Genomic DNA, 14,263 nt, shown 5'->3' with positions numbered 1-14,263 from the left:
GACAAAGCCTGTCCTTCGTCCACGAAGCCTATCCGTCGATCGGGTACCAATAGCGTGCCTCGTCCGCGTCCCGGTCGATGAGGACGAAATTATTGGCGAACACCCTATAGGGGTGACTCCATTCGCCATCCGGCCATTGGACGCGGATTTCCGCGCGTTCGGCAACGCCGAGGCCGAGATGGATGAAGCCGTTCGAGCCCGAGGCATGACCGCCGCCCACCTTCACAGTGCGCATCAAGGTCCTGGTGCCGACGCGCACGGCGAGCTTGGCGCCGAGGGCCTCACGATTGGCCCCGTTCTGGCGGAGTTCGACCTCAAGAAAATTGCCCAGGGGCCGTGGCCCGAAATCGCTTGCCCCACCGAGATTGCGGAAGAGGCTTGCCTTGCCGCCGCGATTGACGACGAGAAGGTCGAGTGCGCCATCCATGTTGAAATCGGCAACGAGCGCGCCGCGCCCCTTGGTGAAACGCGCGATGCCCGCCTCGCGCCCGCGTTCGGTAAAGCGGCCGTCGAAGCCGCCCATCAATAGGTTATCCGGGTCGAAGGCGGCGAAATCGGGCATCGCCTCCACATTGCCCTTGGCGATGAAGAGATCGAGGGCGGTGTCGTTGTTGAAGTCGGCGAATTCCGCATGCCAGCCGGTCGAGGGCTTGCTCTCGTCGCCCTCATAGGGGCGATGGGCGGTCGCGCCCCGATCGAAGGCCTCGTCTTCGTAAGTCGGCGTGTCCTCGAAGGTCCGGTCGAGAACCTGAAGTTTCGTGTCGCCCATGGAGGTCAGGGCATATTCCGGCCAGCCGTCGCCGTTCAGATCGGCCTCCGCGATGCCCATGCCCCAGATCGACAGGTGCTGCCAGCCATCGGCCTTGCGATAGGGGCGGGCGGGGCGGCCCGGCTCGATACGCCAGAGCTGCTCCTCGCCGCCGCGATAATATTGCCGGTCATTGGTGATACGTAAGGACGGCTCGCCGGTGCGGTTCCAGTCGGTGAAGAGCATCGAGAGCGCGCAAAAGCCGGGCGAAAGGCGCTGTGGCTCGGAATAGTCCGGTTGCTCGCGGCCCTTCAGCGGGCGCATCAGCTGATTGTCGGCGCAGGTGCCCCAGGGCGAGCCGGGGGCGGACCGATCAACGTAATTGCCAAAGGCGAGTGTCGGAAAGGAGAGATCCGGCTCGAACGTCGCCGAAAAAGCGGTCGTCCAGTCACGCCCCGGATCGATGGCGAAGGTGCGCGTCGCATCCTCGAAGCGGCAGTTTCCGAGTCCCTTCAGCACGTGGTTCGCACCGACGCGCAACAGGACGAGATCCTTGACGCCATCCTGGTCGATATCGAGCCCATAGGCACCGGTGACCTTGGTCAGGATGTCCGCGTCGACGCCTGTCTCCGTGGGCTCGAAGGCGAGGGCCCCGCTCACCTTCGAGCGATTGCGGAAGAGCTGGGCAGGTTCCTTGCCGCCAGCGAGAAACACGTCCTGTTTGCGATCGCCGTCACAGTCGAAGGCCGCGCCACCGCCACCGACGAAGAACTCCCAGGGACCGTCATAGACGTGCGAGAGGCCCGCGGCCTCGGCCTCTTCATGGAGGACCGGCGTATCGGCCGCAAAAGCCTGCGGCGCGGCACCGGTTTGCGCGGCCGCAAGCTGCGGTGTCGCAGAGACAAGACCCGCCAGGAACGCAAGCGCCACGCGCCGATGGAGGCTCATTCGCCGCCTTGACCGCAAGGGCGCGGTCCTGACCTTTTCAGCCGGCATCATTGTTCGATCCTCAAGGTCTTGAGCCACGCGATCAGCGCGGAGCGATCGTCTTCTGTAAGCGCGCCATAGGCCTTTGCCGCCTCAAAGGCTTCGCCGCCATGGGCGCGGATCACCTCGTCGAGTGTGGTCATGTCGCCGCGATGACCGTAAGGCGCGGTGTCGGCGAGCCCCCAGAGTTCGGCGGTCATGAAGACGTCGCGCTCGACGAAGCGCTGGGCAAGCGTCTCGTTGCCGAGAGCCGATTGGCGCTGATCGGCGATCCGATGGCGCTTGAGATCGCCGAAGAGCGGCACGAGTACGCGGCCGTCCTCGTCGCGCGGCAAGCTCTTCGCCCAGTCGAGAAGGGACAGGTCGTAGATCGCGGCGGTCTCGACATCGCCGAGACGCAGTGTTCCGGCCGTATCGAGCGGGCCGGGATCGGAAAAGGCGAGGCTTTCGAGCGGCAGGTGTGGGCGATGGCAGGACGCGCAGCCGAGATCGGTGAACACCGCCCGGCCCCGTGCCGCCGCCTGCCGCCAGGCTTCGTCGCCGGGATCGGCTTCCAGCGGCGCGGGCAGGGCGGCCTGAAAGGCGACCATGGCTGAAACCGAGCCTTCGCTGAATTCCTTCCCCTTGCCGTCGCGGTCGAAATCGTCGGTGGCCGTCCAGCGGGCGCCCCAGCGCTCGTCGGGCTGGATGCCGTGATGCTGGTTGAGGGCATTGACCGTAAACTGGCGCAGGGACGTCATCACCCCCTTCTGCGTGAAGGGACGGATGACGAGGTCGGCGTCGACGCCTTCAAGCCCGGAAAAATCGACCGAGCCGTCGGGAAGGGCGGTGAGGAAGCCGAAGGATATGCCCTTGGTTTCGAGCACGGCCCTGGTCGGCTCGCCGCTCTGGCGCGCGCTCTTTAGCGCTTTCGTGCGCTCGGCTTTCAGATCGGCGGACATTTCGCGCGCCAGAAGCTCGACGAGCCCTGCGCCGAAGAGATGATTGGTGCCGCGTTCATTTGAGAATTGTGGATCGAGCGTGTCGAAATCGGCGCTTTCGAAGCCTTCCGAGACGAAGACATTGCTGACGAAACCGCCGGCCCCGCCCGTTACCGGTTCGTTGTGACATGATGCGCAGGCATTGGCGTCCGGGCCGGCAAGGCGCTGGAAATCGTGCTCTACCGGCCGGCGATGGGCCGTTGGAATGATCGCTTGCGTCGCATGCGGCCGGCCGGCTCCGTCGAGGGTCGTGAAGCGGGCTTCGAAAAACTCCCGGCCCTTCTCGACGAGCGCCTCGAGATCGGCTTTCGAGAGCTGGCCGGCCAATGTCGCCTGCTCGACCGGCTCGCGGATCGCATGTTCCGACCAGGGTGGCGTGTCGCCGGACAGGGCCGGGGCTGCGAAGACAAGGGTCGCAGCGGCGAGCCCGGCTCCGAACACGGTTCGGTTCGTTATCATTCTGCGGCCTCCGAATGGCGTCCGGGATTGCGGGCAAGGCGTTCGTCGATCCCGGCGAGCGCATGATTGGTCGCTGCCTCGAAGACGAGGGCATCGACATCCTCCTCGACACTGAAGGCCACGTCCGCGCCCTGTTCGGCGATGGAGCTTTCGGCGATACCCTTGCGGATTGCAGGCTCCATAAGATCGATCGCATGGGCGCCAGCGCCGGTGAAGATGATCGGCAAGGGGTCGATGATGGTGAAGAGGCGGCCGAGCCCGTATCCGATCGCCTTTCCTGCCTCCTCGAAAGCCGCTCGTGCGTCGCCCGGTGCTTGTCGCGCGTCTTCGGCGAGCCGATGAATTTCGGAATCGGTAAGCCGGCGGTCGATGATGTCCGAGGGCGGTCTGCCCAGCGCCCGCCGCCAGATCGCATAATCTCCGGCATAGGCTTCCACGCAGCCGGAATTGCCGCACCGGCAGGCAGCTCCTCCGGGCACATGGTTGATGTGGCCGAACTCGACGGCCGAATTCGTACCCTCCTGGAAGGTCCGTCCGCCGATCCTCAGCCCCATGCCGACACCGAAGCCGATGAAAAGAAAGGCGAAGTCCCGCGCGCTGGTGCCACCGCGCCAGCGAACACCCTCCGGCATCAGCGAACAATCGTTGCAGACACTGACCGTGGCATCGAGAGCCTGGGCAAGTTTCGGCCCGACCACGAGATCGCGATGTTTCATTGCCGGCGACCAGACGATGCGGCCCGCCTCCACGTCCGTCTTGCCCTGAACGGCGAGTGTCAGCTGCTCCGTTGCCGCGCATTGAGGGCGTTCGATAAGCCCTTCGGCTTCGCGAACGAGATCCGCGATCGCCGTCACCATGCCGTCGGCGTCGAGATCGGCGATGTTCATGACGCGATGGAGATGGGCAAGGGGCTCGCCGGCATAGTCCGACACGCGGATGGCCATTTCGCCGACGGCGATCTTGACGGCGGCGACGGTCGCTGCTCCCGGCTCGAAGCCGAGCCGTCGCTCGGGACGCCCGCGTTTCAGGCTACGATCGTCGTCCGAGGACTCGATCAGCACGCCGTCGCGGATGAGAGCTGCCGTGATTGCCGAGGCCGACGAAACCGACAGGCCGGTCGCCGCGCTGACGTCGCGTCGCGTCGATACGCTGCTACGGCGCAGATGATCGATCACCGCGCGCCGGTTATGGGCGCGCACGCTCTCGGCATCGGTCTTGGCGAGCATGGTCTTTCCGGTCCTCCCGTCGTGCGTCCCGGTCTCCCTCCGGTCGACGACGAACATAAGTTGACAGACTTCGGAATTGCTGTCACCATTTTTTCCGAGGCTTGGAAAAAGTCTCCGATCGACGCGGAGGAGTAGCGTCGGGGGAGTGACGACGGCGTTGCGACGCCAGGGAGGATACAAGATGAAGACTTTGAAGCTCGCGCTTGCCGGCGCGGTGTTCACGATCGCTGGCGCCACGACGGGTGCGATCGCCCAGGACGGCCCGACAGTCGGCGTGTCATGGTCGAATTTCCAGGAAGAACGCTGGAAGACGGACGAGGCAGCGATCAAGGAGGCCCTCGAGGCAGCCGGCGCGCAGTACATTTCCGCTGACGCGCAGTCGTCCGCAGCCAAGCAGCTTACGGACGTCGAGTCGCTGATCACGCAAGGCGCAGACGCGCTGATCATCCTTGCCCAGGATTCCGCGGCGATCGGCCCGGCTGTCCAGACAGCCGTGAACAACGGCATTCCGGTCGTCGGCTATGACCGGCTGATCGAAGATCCGAACGCCTTCTACCTCACCTTCGACAACAAGGAAGTCGGCCGCATCCAGGCCCGCGAGGTCCAGAAGGTTCAGCCAGAAGGCAACTACGCCTTCATCAAGGGCTCGTCGGCCGATCCGAACGCCGACTTCCTCTTCGAAGGGCAGATGGAAGTCCTCAAGGAAGCCATCGATTCCGGCAAGATCAAGAATGTCGGCGAAGCCTACACGGATGCCTGGCTTCCGGCGAACGCCCAGCAGAACATGGAACAGATCCTGACCGCCAACAACAACGAAGTCGACGCGGTCGTCGCCTCCAATGACGGCACTGCCGGCGGCGCGATCGCCGCGCTCGAGGCTCAGGGTATGGCGGGTTCGGTTCCGGTCTCCGGCCAGGACGCGGATCAGGCGGCCCTCAACCGCATCGCGCTCGGCACGCAGACCGTCTCGGTCTGGAAGGATTCCCGCGAACTCGGCAAGCGCGCCGCAGAAATCGCTCTGCAACTCGCGGACGGCACGGAAATGTCCGGCGTCGATGGCGCGGAAGGCTGGCAGAGCCCCAATGGTCAGGAGCTCCAGGCGATCTTCCTGAAGCCGCTGGCGATCACCAAGGACAATCTCCAGACCATCATCGATGCCGGCTGGGTGTCCAAGGAGACCGTCTGCCAAGGCGTCGAAGCCGGTTCGGTTCCGGCCTGCGAATAATCGCGAGCCAGCGACGATAATGGATGGCCGCAGCCATGTGCTGCGGTCATTCTCGAAAGATCGCCCCTTCGATTGACAGGGGGCGTTGGGGCCAGCTTGTGCGTTGAGGCGAGGCGGTACCAATATCGGCCGATCCCGAGCGATCGGACTTAAACCAGAACAAAACCGTGCGAACCGCCAGCCATGCCGAGCCTTGAGGCCTCGCGGACGGCGATCGCGAATGGGAGGCGGTATTGAGCGAGGCAACCTCGAATACATCCCCGGCCCGCAGCAGCCCGACGATCGGTGCCGGCGGCTTCAAGGGGATGATGCGCGCGACGGAGATTGATACGCGCATGCTCGGCATGATCGGCGCATTGCTGGTCATCTGGGTCGGATTTCACATTCTTTCGGGCGGCACGTTCCTAACGGCCCGCAACCTCTGGAACCTGTCTGTCCAGACGGCTTCGGTCGGCGTCATGGCGACGGGCATGGTGCTCGTCATCGTCACCCGCAATATCGACCTGTCTGTGGGCTCGATCCTCGGTGTCACCGGCATGGTGATGGCAGTCGCCCAGACCCAGTACATCTCGCCGATGCTTGGCTACGACTCAGGCCTCGTCTGGGTCGCGACGCTCGCCGTCGGCCTCATCTGCGGGCTTCTCATCGGCGGCTTGCAGGGCTTCGTCATCGCCTATCTCGGCGTGCCGGCCTTCATCGTGACGCTGGGCGGCTTGCTCGTGTGGCGAGGCGCGGCCTGGTGGGTCGCTTCGGGGCGCACGATCCCGCTCACAGACAACAATTTCAAGCTCTTGGGCGGCGGTAGCGATGGTTCGATCGGCGCCACCTGGAGCTGGATTCTGGCCGCCGTTGCAATCGTGCTCATCCTCGCAGGTGCTCTCAATGCCCGCAGGCAGCGCACGCGCTTCAACTTCGCCCAGAAGCCGCTCTGGGCCGAGGGCTTCACGATCGGTCTTTCGATCCTTGCCGTCATCGCCGCGACGATCATCGTCAATTCCTATCTCCTGCCCGGCCCGCTCGCGCGGCGCTATGCGGAGGCGAACGGCATCACCGTGCCGGATGGCGGGCTCGAAATCAGCTTCGGCTATGCCATTCCGGTGCTCTTGTTCATCGGCGTCGGCATCGTGATGACCTTCATCGCCCGGCGCACCCGCTTCGGCCGTTATGTCTTCGCCATCGGCGGCAATCCGGAAGCGGCGGAACTCGCCGGCATCAACACCAAGCGCGTCACCATGATGGTCTTCATGCTGATGGGCATGCTCGCGGCGATCGCCGCGGCGATCTCGACGGCGCGCCTGTCCTCGGCCACCAATGCCCAGGGCACGCTCGACGAGCTCTACACCATCGCGGCGGCGGTCATCGGCGGCACGTCGCTTGCCGGCGGCGCCGGCACCATCGCGGGGGCCATGCTCGGCGCACTCGTCATGCAGAGCCTGCAATCGGGCATGGTGCTCCTCGGCATGGACACCCCCTTGCAGAACATCGTCGTCGGCGCGGTTCTCGTCGTCGCCGTCTGGCTCGACACCATCTACCGCAGGAGGGCGGCATGAGCACCACGATGGAGGACATCAAGGATCACGGCGCGGCGCATCATCCCGACGATGTCGATCGCTCCGGCCCGGCCCTGGTCGCGATGGACGATATCTCGATCTCCTTCGGCGGCATTCATGCCGTCGACGGTGCCTCGCTCGATCTTTATCCCGGCGAAGTGGTGGCACTGCTCGGCCATAACGGTGCCGGCAAGTCGACGCTGATCAAGATCCTGTCGGGCGCCTACAAGCGCGATTCCGGCGAGATCTATGTGCGCGGTGAAAAGGCCTCGATCTCCAATCCGCGCGATGCGAAAGCCTACGGCATCGAGACGATCTACCAGACGCTCGCACTTGCCGACAATGTCGATGCCGCCGCCAATCTCTTCCTCGGCCGTGAGATCCTGACGCCCTTCGGAACGCTCGACGACGGCGCGATGGAGGCCGAGGCCCGCAAGGTGATGGGTCGGCTCAACCCGAACTTTCGCCGTTTCAAAGAGCCGGTGAAGGCCCTGTCGGGCGGTCAGCGCCAGTCGGTGGCGATCGCGCGGGCGATCCTTTTCAACGCCAAGATCCTGATCATGGACGAGCCGACCGCAGCCCTCGGGCCGCAGGAGACGGCGCAGGTCGCCGACCTGATCAAGGAGCTGAAGAAGGAGGAGATCGGCATCTTCCTGATCAGCCACGACATTCACGACGTCTTCGACCTGTCGGACCGTGTCGTGGTCATGAAGAACGGTCAGGTGGTCGGCTCGGCACGGACCGGGGACGTCACCAAGGACGAGGTCCTCGGCATGATCATCCTCGGCAAATGCCCGCCCGGCGCAACGCCCGGCCCGGGCGCGATCGATTAGAGCACGACGCCGATACCGTCACACTTGACGGCGACGCGCCCTGCGGGCGCGTGGATCGAAAGAAGCGCGAGGATATCCCGCCATCGTCAAGCGTGGAGGGACGACGTGCTCTCTGCGGCCCGCCGAAGCGTTTCGATCAGCGCTTCGGGGGGCTGAGCACCGCGGATCATGAAGCGGCCGGCGACGATCATGGTGGGCACGCCCGTCATCTGCATCTCCATCGCCGCGCGTTCTTCGCCCCGGATCTCGCGGGACAAGTCTTCGTTGTCCAGCGCGGCCGCGGCAGCTTCCCGGTCCAGTCCCGCTTCCCCGGCTACATCGAGCAGTATCTCGCGCTCGCCGATACGCCGACGGTCATTGAAATGGGCCTTGAACAGCGCGAGCTTGAGCTGCGTCTGTCGCGCCGCGCCATGGCTATCAGCCGCGAATTTCAGCAGCTTGTGCGCATCGAAGGTGTTCCACATCATCATGTCCGGCGCGGGCTCTTCGCCCTCATAGTCGAGCGACACGCCTGCAGCCCTCGCAGCCGCGCGCATCCGATCCAGAATCTCTTTCGATTGCTCGGTGGTGCGACCGTATTTTTTCGAGAAGTAAGCGATGCGATCCTCGCCTTCCTTCGCCATGTCGGGATTGAGTTCGAAGGCATGCCAGCGGATTTCCGCCTCGATCTCGCCCTTGAGCTGATCGAGCGCCGTCTTCAGATTGCCCCAGCCGATGACGCACCAGGGGCACATGACATCCGACCAGATATCGATCGCGAGTTTGGGCGGCTGGGTCATCGAAACATCCATCAAGTTATCAGGCGATGCGTAACCGCCTCCTATGCCTCCTCACGGACAAATTCCACCTTGCCGTCTCGCAGTGTCAAAACGAACCGGCGATTGCCAGGTTGTGAACGGCAGGCATCATGGAGCGATAGCAGGTGCCGCGCGAAGGGAAGCTCGATCTTCGCCCGGATCTCACGGGCGAGCGCGCGGGCGCCGAAACGTTGGTCGAACCCTTTGTCATGAAGATGATCGATGACGCTCTCGTCGATAGCAAGATGGAGGCCGCGTCGTTTGAGCCGCTTGTTCAGCCGTTCGATGTGCGTGGCGATCAGGCGAGACTGGACATCCTCGCCGAGGCGCTCGAAGACATGAATACGGTCGATCCGGTTGACGAATTCCGGTGGAAACCGCTCCAGGAGTTCATCTTCCGGGCTCTTTCGCCGATCGCCCGGCACATGCCTGAGGAAAAGCCGTTTGAGCCGCTCGACGGGCGATAACGTCTCGTTCGCGGTCATGGAGGGCGCGCCGAGATTGCTGGTCATGAAGATGATGGCTTTTCGGAACGTGTAGGTTCGCCCGCCGGACGCCACCGTCATGGTGCCGTTGTCGAAGATGTTGAGAAGGGCGAGGATCACCTCCGGGCTCGCCTTCTCCAACTCGTCGAAAAGAACGATCGCGGGCTTGCCGTGTCGCCCTTCCAGCAGCTCCTGGTCGAATACCGTCGCGCCTTCTTTCGAGCCCACATAGCCGGGAGGCGCGCCGGTAAGAGACGCAGCATAGTGTTCCTGCGAGAGCGTGTTCATGTCGACCCGGTTCAGCATGTCCGCATCGCCGTGAAGCGCCCGGGCAAGGGCCCTGACGATCTCGGTCTTTCCAACGCCGGTCGGCCCCATGAAGAGGACCGTCGCCAGCGGCTTGCGTGGATCAGCGAGATCGGCCGCTGCGATCTCCAGAATGCCCCGGATGATCTCGCGGGCTTCCTCCTGGCCGACGATCTCTTTGGCGAGGTGTTGCGAAACGGCGTCGATGTCGATCGCAAAGCGCGAACCGTCGAGGCGCGGGACAGCGCTCTCGGCGGGATCGCCCGAAAAGAGGTTCTCCGCATCGAGCGCTTCCCGGTCGGCTCGCTCGATCTCCATCGCGGCCATCTTGTCGGTTATAAAGGGCAAAGCCGTCCGCGTCGTCCGTAGGGGTTGGAATGCGCGGCGGGCCGCAGGGTCGCAGCCCGCCGCGCGTCGATAGCGCCTATTCCGCGGCTTCGCGCTCCTGTCCCTCATAGGGCAGATCGTTCACCGGGCATTCCGCTGTGCCGATCGTCTTGCGGGTGATCGCTTCAACGGCCTCGCGCGTCTTTTCGGCGTCGTTCACCCAGTTCCGGTAGAATTCGAAGGGACAGTCGGCGACGCCCTTGTCGCCGTCGCCCGACTGGTGAACGCCCGTATAGCCCCGGTGCAGCAGTTTGAAGAGATGGTTCTGGCTCTGGTCGTTCGCCCGGGCATCGCGGATTTCCGGGATGGAGAGCTGGGCGTATTGAATGCCCATGTCTTCCTCGCCGCATTCGCCGAGTGTGCGTCCGTCGAAGCCGATGATCGCCGAATGGCCGAAATAGCTGTAGACGCCGTCGAACCCGGACGCGTTGGCGACGGCGACATAGGAGTTGTTCGCCCAGGCCATGGATTTGGCCATCATCACCTGCTGATCCTTTGCCGGATACATGTAGCCCTGGCAGCGGACGATCAGCTCGGCACCTTTCATGGCGCAGTCGCGCCAGATCTCCGGATAGTTTCCGTCGTCGCAGATGATCAGGCTGACCTTCAGCCCCTTCGGGCCTTCCGACACGTAGGTCTGGCCACCGGGATACCAGCCCTCGATCGGGCACCATGGAATGATCTTGCGGTATTTCTGGACGATCTCGCCCTGATTGTTCATCAGGATCAGGGTGTTGTACGGGTTCTTGTTCGGATGGTCCTCATGGCGCTCGCCGGTCAGGGAGAAGACGCCCCAGGTATTGGCCTTCCGGCAGGCGGCCGCGAAGATTTCGGTCTCCTCACCGGGCACCTGCGAGGCCGTTTCCATCATCTCCTTCGGATCGTACATGATGCCGTGCGTCGAATATTCCGGGAAGATCACAAGATCCATGCCGGGCAGCCCCTGCTTCATGCCGACGATCATGTCGGCGATGTTCTGGGCGTTTTTCAGCACGTCGGCTTTGGTGTGAAGGCGCGGCATCTTGTAGTTGACGACCGCGACGCCGACGGCGTCTCTGCTGCTGGAGATATCGCCATGTCTCATCGTTCGATCCTTTCGAGGGTCTGGTTCGGGGTATGGCGGTGATTTGCTCCGCGATCGGCAGCCCCGCCGCAGAGGCGGGGCGCTTCGATCAGTGACTGATCTGCCAGGGCCGGGCGGTCGGAAAGCTCTTCGAGCCGTCCGGCCGCTTCAGCGTCTTGCGGCTTTGCTTCGTCGAGGAACCGCAACAGGAGCAGCCGGGGCCATGGCCCAGTTGACTTGCGCGCTTGGGCTCGTGCCGGGATGCTTCGTTCGTGGCATTCGCCTTTCTGAGGGCCGGATCCATGCCGGCGATCGCCGGCATGGACAGGAAGACCCTGGCGGACGCGGTGCCGCATTCGGGGCATCCGCACGGTTCGGCGGAGACCGCCATTGAGCGGATCGTCGTGAACGGTCCGCAATTCTCGCATCTGTAGTCGTAGAAGGGCATCGCCGTGGCTTTCAGCGCAGATCCGGTGCGATCGGCATCTGAACCGAGCCGTCCAGGTATCTGGTCGGACCGTCCGCGTTCGGCATCAGGTCGAACTCGAAGATGTCCGTCGGAAGCCAGAGCGTCGCGCAGGCGTTCGGGATGTCGACGACGCCGGAGATGTGCCCCTGCACCGGGGCGGTGCCGAGGATCGAATAGGCCTGCGCACCCGAATAGCCGAACTTCTTCAGATATTCGATCGCGTTGAGGCAGGCCTGCCGGTAGGCGATGTGGACGTCGAGGTAATGCTGCTTGCCGCCTTCATCGACCGAGATGCCCTCGAAGATGAGGAAGTCGTCGTATTTCGGCACGATGGGCGAGGGGCGGAAGATCGGGTTCTTGACACCGTATTTCTGCATGCCGCCCTTGATGAGCGAGACCTTGATGTGCAGCCAGCCCGCCATCTCGATCGCGCCGCAGAAGGTGATCTCGCCGTCGCCCTGGCTGAAGTGGAGATCGCCCATGGAAAGGCCGGCGCCGTCCACATAGACCGGGAAATACACCTTCGAGCCGCGAGACAGGTCCTTGATGTCGCAATTGCCGCCATGTTCGCGCGGCGGCACGGTGCGGGCACCTTCGGCGGCCGCCTTGTCGCGAGCCTCGCCCTTGAGCGCTCCCATGTGCGCCGACGTTCCCCCATCGGGGAGCGTCGCAAGCTCGGGCACCCGGTCCGGATCGGTCGCAACCAGCGCCTTCTCGCGCTCGTTCCAGGTATCGAGCATTGTCTGGTCGGGCAGGCAGCCGATCAGGCCGGGATGGATGAGACCGGCATAGCGCACGCCCGGCACATGACGCGAGGTCGTGAACATGCCGTGGAAATCCCAGATCGACTTCTGGGCATCCGGGAAATGCTCGGTCAGAAACCCGCCGCCATTGTTCTTGGAGAAGAAGCCGTTGAAGCCCCACTGGCTCTCGGGTTTGGCACCGATGTCGAGGATATCGACCACCAGAAGGTCGCCGGCTTCCGCGCCCTTGACGCCGATGGGGCCGGAGAGGAAGTGGACCTGTTTGAGGTCGACATCGCGCACGTCGGCCGCATCGTCGTCGTTCTTGATCTGGCCGGCGGTCCAGTCATAGGTCTCGACGAGGAAATCGTCGCCGGGCTCGACCCAGCAGGCCATCGGGATGTCCGGATGCCAGCGATTGTGGATCTTCTCGTTGTCGTATGCCGATTGGGAGAGATCGACCGAGATCAGTGTATCAGCCATGAGCTGGTTCCTCTTTCTTGCTGCGATGGAAAGTGATGGGTGGCGCGGTCAGACGGACAGGAACTTCGAGACCCTTGCCTCGTCGATACCCTCGCGCGGGCTTTCGTGGACGACCTCTCCCTTCTCGATGACGAGGATGCGATCGGCCATGTCGAGCGCAAAGGACAGGACCTGTTCGGAGACGACGATCGACAGGCCCCTCTCGTCGCGGATGCGGCGGAGTGTGCGCGCCATCTCCTTGATGATGGACGGCTGGATGCCTTCCGTCGGCTCGTCGAGAAGCAGGACCTTCGGATTGGAGGCGAGCGCACGGGCAATCGCGAGCTGCTGCTGCTGGCCGCCTGAAAGATTGCCGCCGCGCCGTCCCTTCATTTCGAGAAGGACGGGAAACAGCTCGTAGATGTCGCCCGGAACCTTGGTCTGGTGGGTCACGGTCAGACCTGTCTCGATGTTTTCGCGAACCGTCATGGTCGAGAAGATCTGCCGGCCCTGGGGGACGTAGGCGAGACCGCTCTCGACGCGGCGGAACGTCTCGAGGCCGGACACGTCCTTGCCGTTCACGACGATGCTGCCCCGGTTGGCCGGATGGACGCCGATGAGCGATTTCATCAACGTCGTTTTGCCCATGCCGTTGCGCCCCATGATCGCAACGATCTCGCCGGGGGCAACGTCCAAATTCATATTCGGGATGATTTCGCTCTCGCCGTAGGAGACGCGAAGATGTTCGACTGACAGCATGACCGCTCTCTCCTCAATGACCGAGATAGACTTCGATGACCTTCGGGTCGTTCTGGACATGGTCCATCGTCCCCTCGGACAGGACCTTGCCCTGGTGCAGCACCGTCACCCGGTGGGCGATGTCCTCGACGAACTTCATGTCGTGCTCGATGACGATCACCGAGCGGTCCTTGATGATGTTGTTGAGGAGTTCGGCGGTCTTCACGCGTTCGCCGACGCTCATTCCGGCGACCGGCTCGTCGAGCATCAGAAGCGAGGGGTCCTGGATCAGCAGCATGCCGATCTCGAGCCACTGCTTCTGCCCATGGCTCAGGATCGCCGATGGAGTCTTCAGCTGATCCTTGAGGAAGACGAACTCGGCGACTTCCTCGATCCTGTCGAGCACGTTTTGATCGCGCCTGAAAGCGAGGGCTCCGAAGACGTTGCGGCCACGCGGCACGGAGAGTTCGAGATTTTCAAAGACCGTCAGTTCCTCGTAGATCGTCGGGTTCTGAAACTTCCGGCCAACTCCCGCATGGACGATCTGATGCTCCTTCATGCGGGTCAGTTCCCGGTCGCGGAACCGGATCGATCCATGGCTGGCCCGTGTGCGCCCGCAGATGAGGTCGAGGACCGTGGTCTTGCCGGCCCCGTTGGGGCCGATGATGACGCGAATCTCGTTCTCGTCCACATAGAAGGAGAGGTCGTCGACGGCCTTAAAGCCGTCGAAGGAGACCGTGAGCGCTTCGACCTCGAGGACGAAGTCCTTGGGGGCGTGGGTCTTGGTTGCAGGCGTCGCGTTCAA

General features: G+C 63.6%; 13 protein-coding genes. 3 read left to right on the top strand and 10 right to left on the bottom strand.

The window, feature by feature from the left end; genetic code table 11:
• Positions 1–28 precede the first annotated feature (28 nt).
• The 3 genes from ABDX79_RS06840 to ABDX79_RS06830 are packed head-to-tail and all read right to left on the bottom strand — an operon-like array spanning position 29 to position 4,400.
• Positions 29–1,696 carry a CRTAC1 family protein gene (locus ABDX79_RS06840; RefSeq protein ID WP_346219524.1) on the bottom strand — a complete coding sequence of 556 codons (1,668 nt, stop codon included), beginning with the start codon at positions 1,694–1,696 and terminating at the stop codon, positions 29–31.
• Between the two features lie 47 nt (positions 1,697–1,743).
• A complete protein-coding gene (locus ABDX79_RS06835) occupies positions 1,744–3,174 on the bottom strand; it encodes a di-heme oxidoredictase family protein (protein ID WP_346219523.1) in 1,431 nt (476 codons plus the stop codon).
• Positions 3,171–4,400, bottom strand: coding sequence for an ROK family protein (locus tag ABDX79_RS06830; RefSeq protein ID WP_346219522.1), 1,230 nt, complete (start codon positions 4,398–4,400; stop codon positions 3,171–3,173). The genes ABDX79_RS06835 and ABDX79_RS06830 overlap by 4 nt, the downstream gene beginning before the upstream one ends.
• A 181-nt stretch (positions 4,401–4,581) precedes the next feature.
• On the opposite strand from ABDX79_RS06830, the gene xylF reads away from it, so the two are divergent.
• From xylF to ABDX79_RS06815, 3 genes are all read left to right on the top strand, one after another.
• Positions 4,582–5,625 (top strand): D-xylose ABC transporter substrate-binding protein, encoded by a 1,044-nt coding sequence (xylF, locus tag ABDX79_RS06825; protein WP_346219521.1) that lies wholly within the window; start codon positions 4,582–4,584, stop codon positions 5,623–5,625.
• Between the two features lie 233 nt (positions 5,626–5,858).
• Entirely contained in the window at positions 5,859–7,175 is a 1,317-nt protein-coding gene (locus tag ABDX79_RS06820; protein WP_463671122.1) for a sugar ABC transporter permease, read from the top strand.
• A gap of 83 nt (positions 7,176–7,258) precedes the next feature.
• A complete protein-coding gene (locus ABDX79_RS06815; protein WP_463671128.1) occupies positions 7,259–8,008 on the top strand; it encodes an ATP-binding cassette domain-containing protein in 750 nt (249 codons plus the stop codon).
• A gap of 86 nt (positions 8,009–8,094) precedes the next feature.
• Here ABDX79_RS06815 and ABDX79_RS06810 read toward each other — a convergent pair whose 3' ends face one another.
• From ABDX79_RS06810 to urtD, 7 genes are all read right to left on the bottom strand, one after another.
• Complete coding sequence (locus ABDX79_RS06810) at positions 8,095–8,787, bottom strand: DsbA family oxidoreductase (protein WP_346219519.1); 693 nt, start codon at positions 8,785–8,787, stop codon at positions 8,095–8,097.
• A 41-nt stretch (positions 8,788–8,828) separates the two neighbouring features.
• Entirely contained in the window at positions 8,829–9,944 is a 1,116-nt protein-coding gene (locus ABDX79_RS06805) for an AAA family ATPase (RefSeq protein ID WP_346219518.1), read from the bottom strand.
• A gap of 76 nt (positions 9,945–10,020) precedes the next feature.
• The gene (locus ABDX79_RS06800) at positions 10,021–11,067 is read right to left on the bottom strand and encodes an aliphatic amidase (protein ID WP_346219517.1); all 1,047 of its coding nucleotides are present in this window, start codon (positions 11,065–11,067) and stop codon (positions 10,021–10,023) included.
• A gap of 88 nt (positions 11,068–11,155) precedes the next feature.
• Positions 11,156–11,494: an FmdB family zinc ribbon protein gene (locus ABDX79_RS06795; protein ID WP_346219516.1), complete on the bottom strand. Its 339-nt coding sequence runs from the start codon at positions 11,492–11,494 to the stop codon at positions 11,156–11,158.
• An 11-nt stretch (positions 11,495–11,505) separates the two neighbouring features.
• Positions 11,506–12,741, bottom strand: coding sequence for a formamidase (fmdA, locus tag ABDX79_RS06790; protein WP_346219515.1), 1,236 nt, complete (start codon positions 12,739–12,741; stop codon positions 11,506–11,508).
• Positions 12,742–12,789: 48 nt separating this feature from the next.
• Positions 12,790–13,479 (bottom strand): urea ABC transporter ATP-binding subunit UrtE, encoded by a 690-nt coding sequence (gene urtE, locus ABDX79_RS06785; RefSeq protein ID WP_346219514.1) that lies wholly within the window; start codon positions 13,477–13,479, stop codon positions 12,790–12,792.
• A gap of 13 nt (positions 13,480–13,492) precedes the next feature.
• A complete protein-coding gene (gene urtD / locus ABDX79_RS06780) occupies positions 13,493–14,263 on the bottom strand; it encodes an urea ABC transporter ATP-binding protein UrtD (protein ID WP_346219513.1) in 771 nt (256 codons plus the stop codon).

This window comes from Fulvimarina fulva (genome assembly GCF_039652615.1).
In the GTDB taxonomy this organism is placed as follows: domain Bacteria; phylum Pseudomonadota; class Alphaproteobacteria; order Rhizobiales; family Rhizobiaceae; genus Fulvimarina.
Note: the sequence above shows the minus strand (reverse complement) of the source record. Positions and strands in the feature narration are given on the sequence as shown.

Excerpts from the sequence above, each read along its gene's own strand:
- ABDX79_RS06840 (WP_346219524.1), bottom strand. The coding sequence starts at position 1,696 with ATGAGCCTCCATCGGCGCGTGGCGCTTGCGTTCCTGGCGGGTCTTGTC.
- ABDX79_RS06835 (WP_346219523.1), bottom strand. The coding sequence starts at position 3,174 with ATGATAACGAACCGAACCGTGTTCGGAGCCGGGCTCGCCGCTGCGACC.
- ABDX79_RS06830 (WP_346219522.1), bottom strand. The coding sequence starts at position 4,400 with ATGCTCGCCAAGACCGATGCCGAGAGCGTGCGCGCCCATAACCGGCGC.
- xylF (WP_346219521.1), top strand. The coding sequence starts at position 4,582 with ATGAAGACTTTGAAGCTCGCGCTTGCCGGCGCGGTGTTCACGATCGCT.
- ABDX79_RS06815 (WP_463671128.1), top strand. The coding sequence starts at position 7,259 with ATGGACGATATCTCGATCTCCTTCGGCGGCATTCATGCCGTCGACGGT.
- ABDX79_RS06810 (WP_346219519.1), bottom strand. The coding sequence starts at position 8,787 with ATGACCCAGCCGCCCAAACTCGCGATCGATATCTGGTCGGATGTCATG.
- ABDX79_RS06800 (WP_346219517.1), bottom strand. The coding sequence starts at position 11,067 with ATGAGACATGGCGATATCTCCAGCAGCAGAGACGCCGTCGGCGTCGCG.
- ABDX79_RS06795 (WP_346219516.1), bottom strand. The coding sequence starts at position 11,494 with ATGCCCTTCTACGACTACAGATGCGAGAATTGCGGACCGTTCACGACG.
- fmdA (WP_346219515.1), bottom strand. The coding sequence starts at position 12,741 with ATGGCTGATACACTGATCTCGGTCGATCTCTCCCAATCGGCATACGAC.
- urtE (WP_346219514.1), bottom strand. The coding sequence starts at position 13,479 with ATGCTGTCAGTCGAACATCTTCGCGTCTCCTACGGCGAGAGCGAAATC.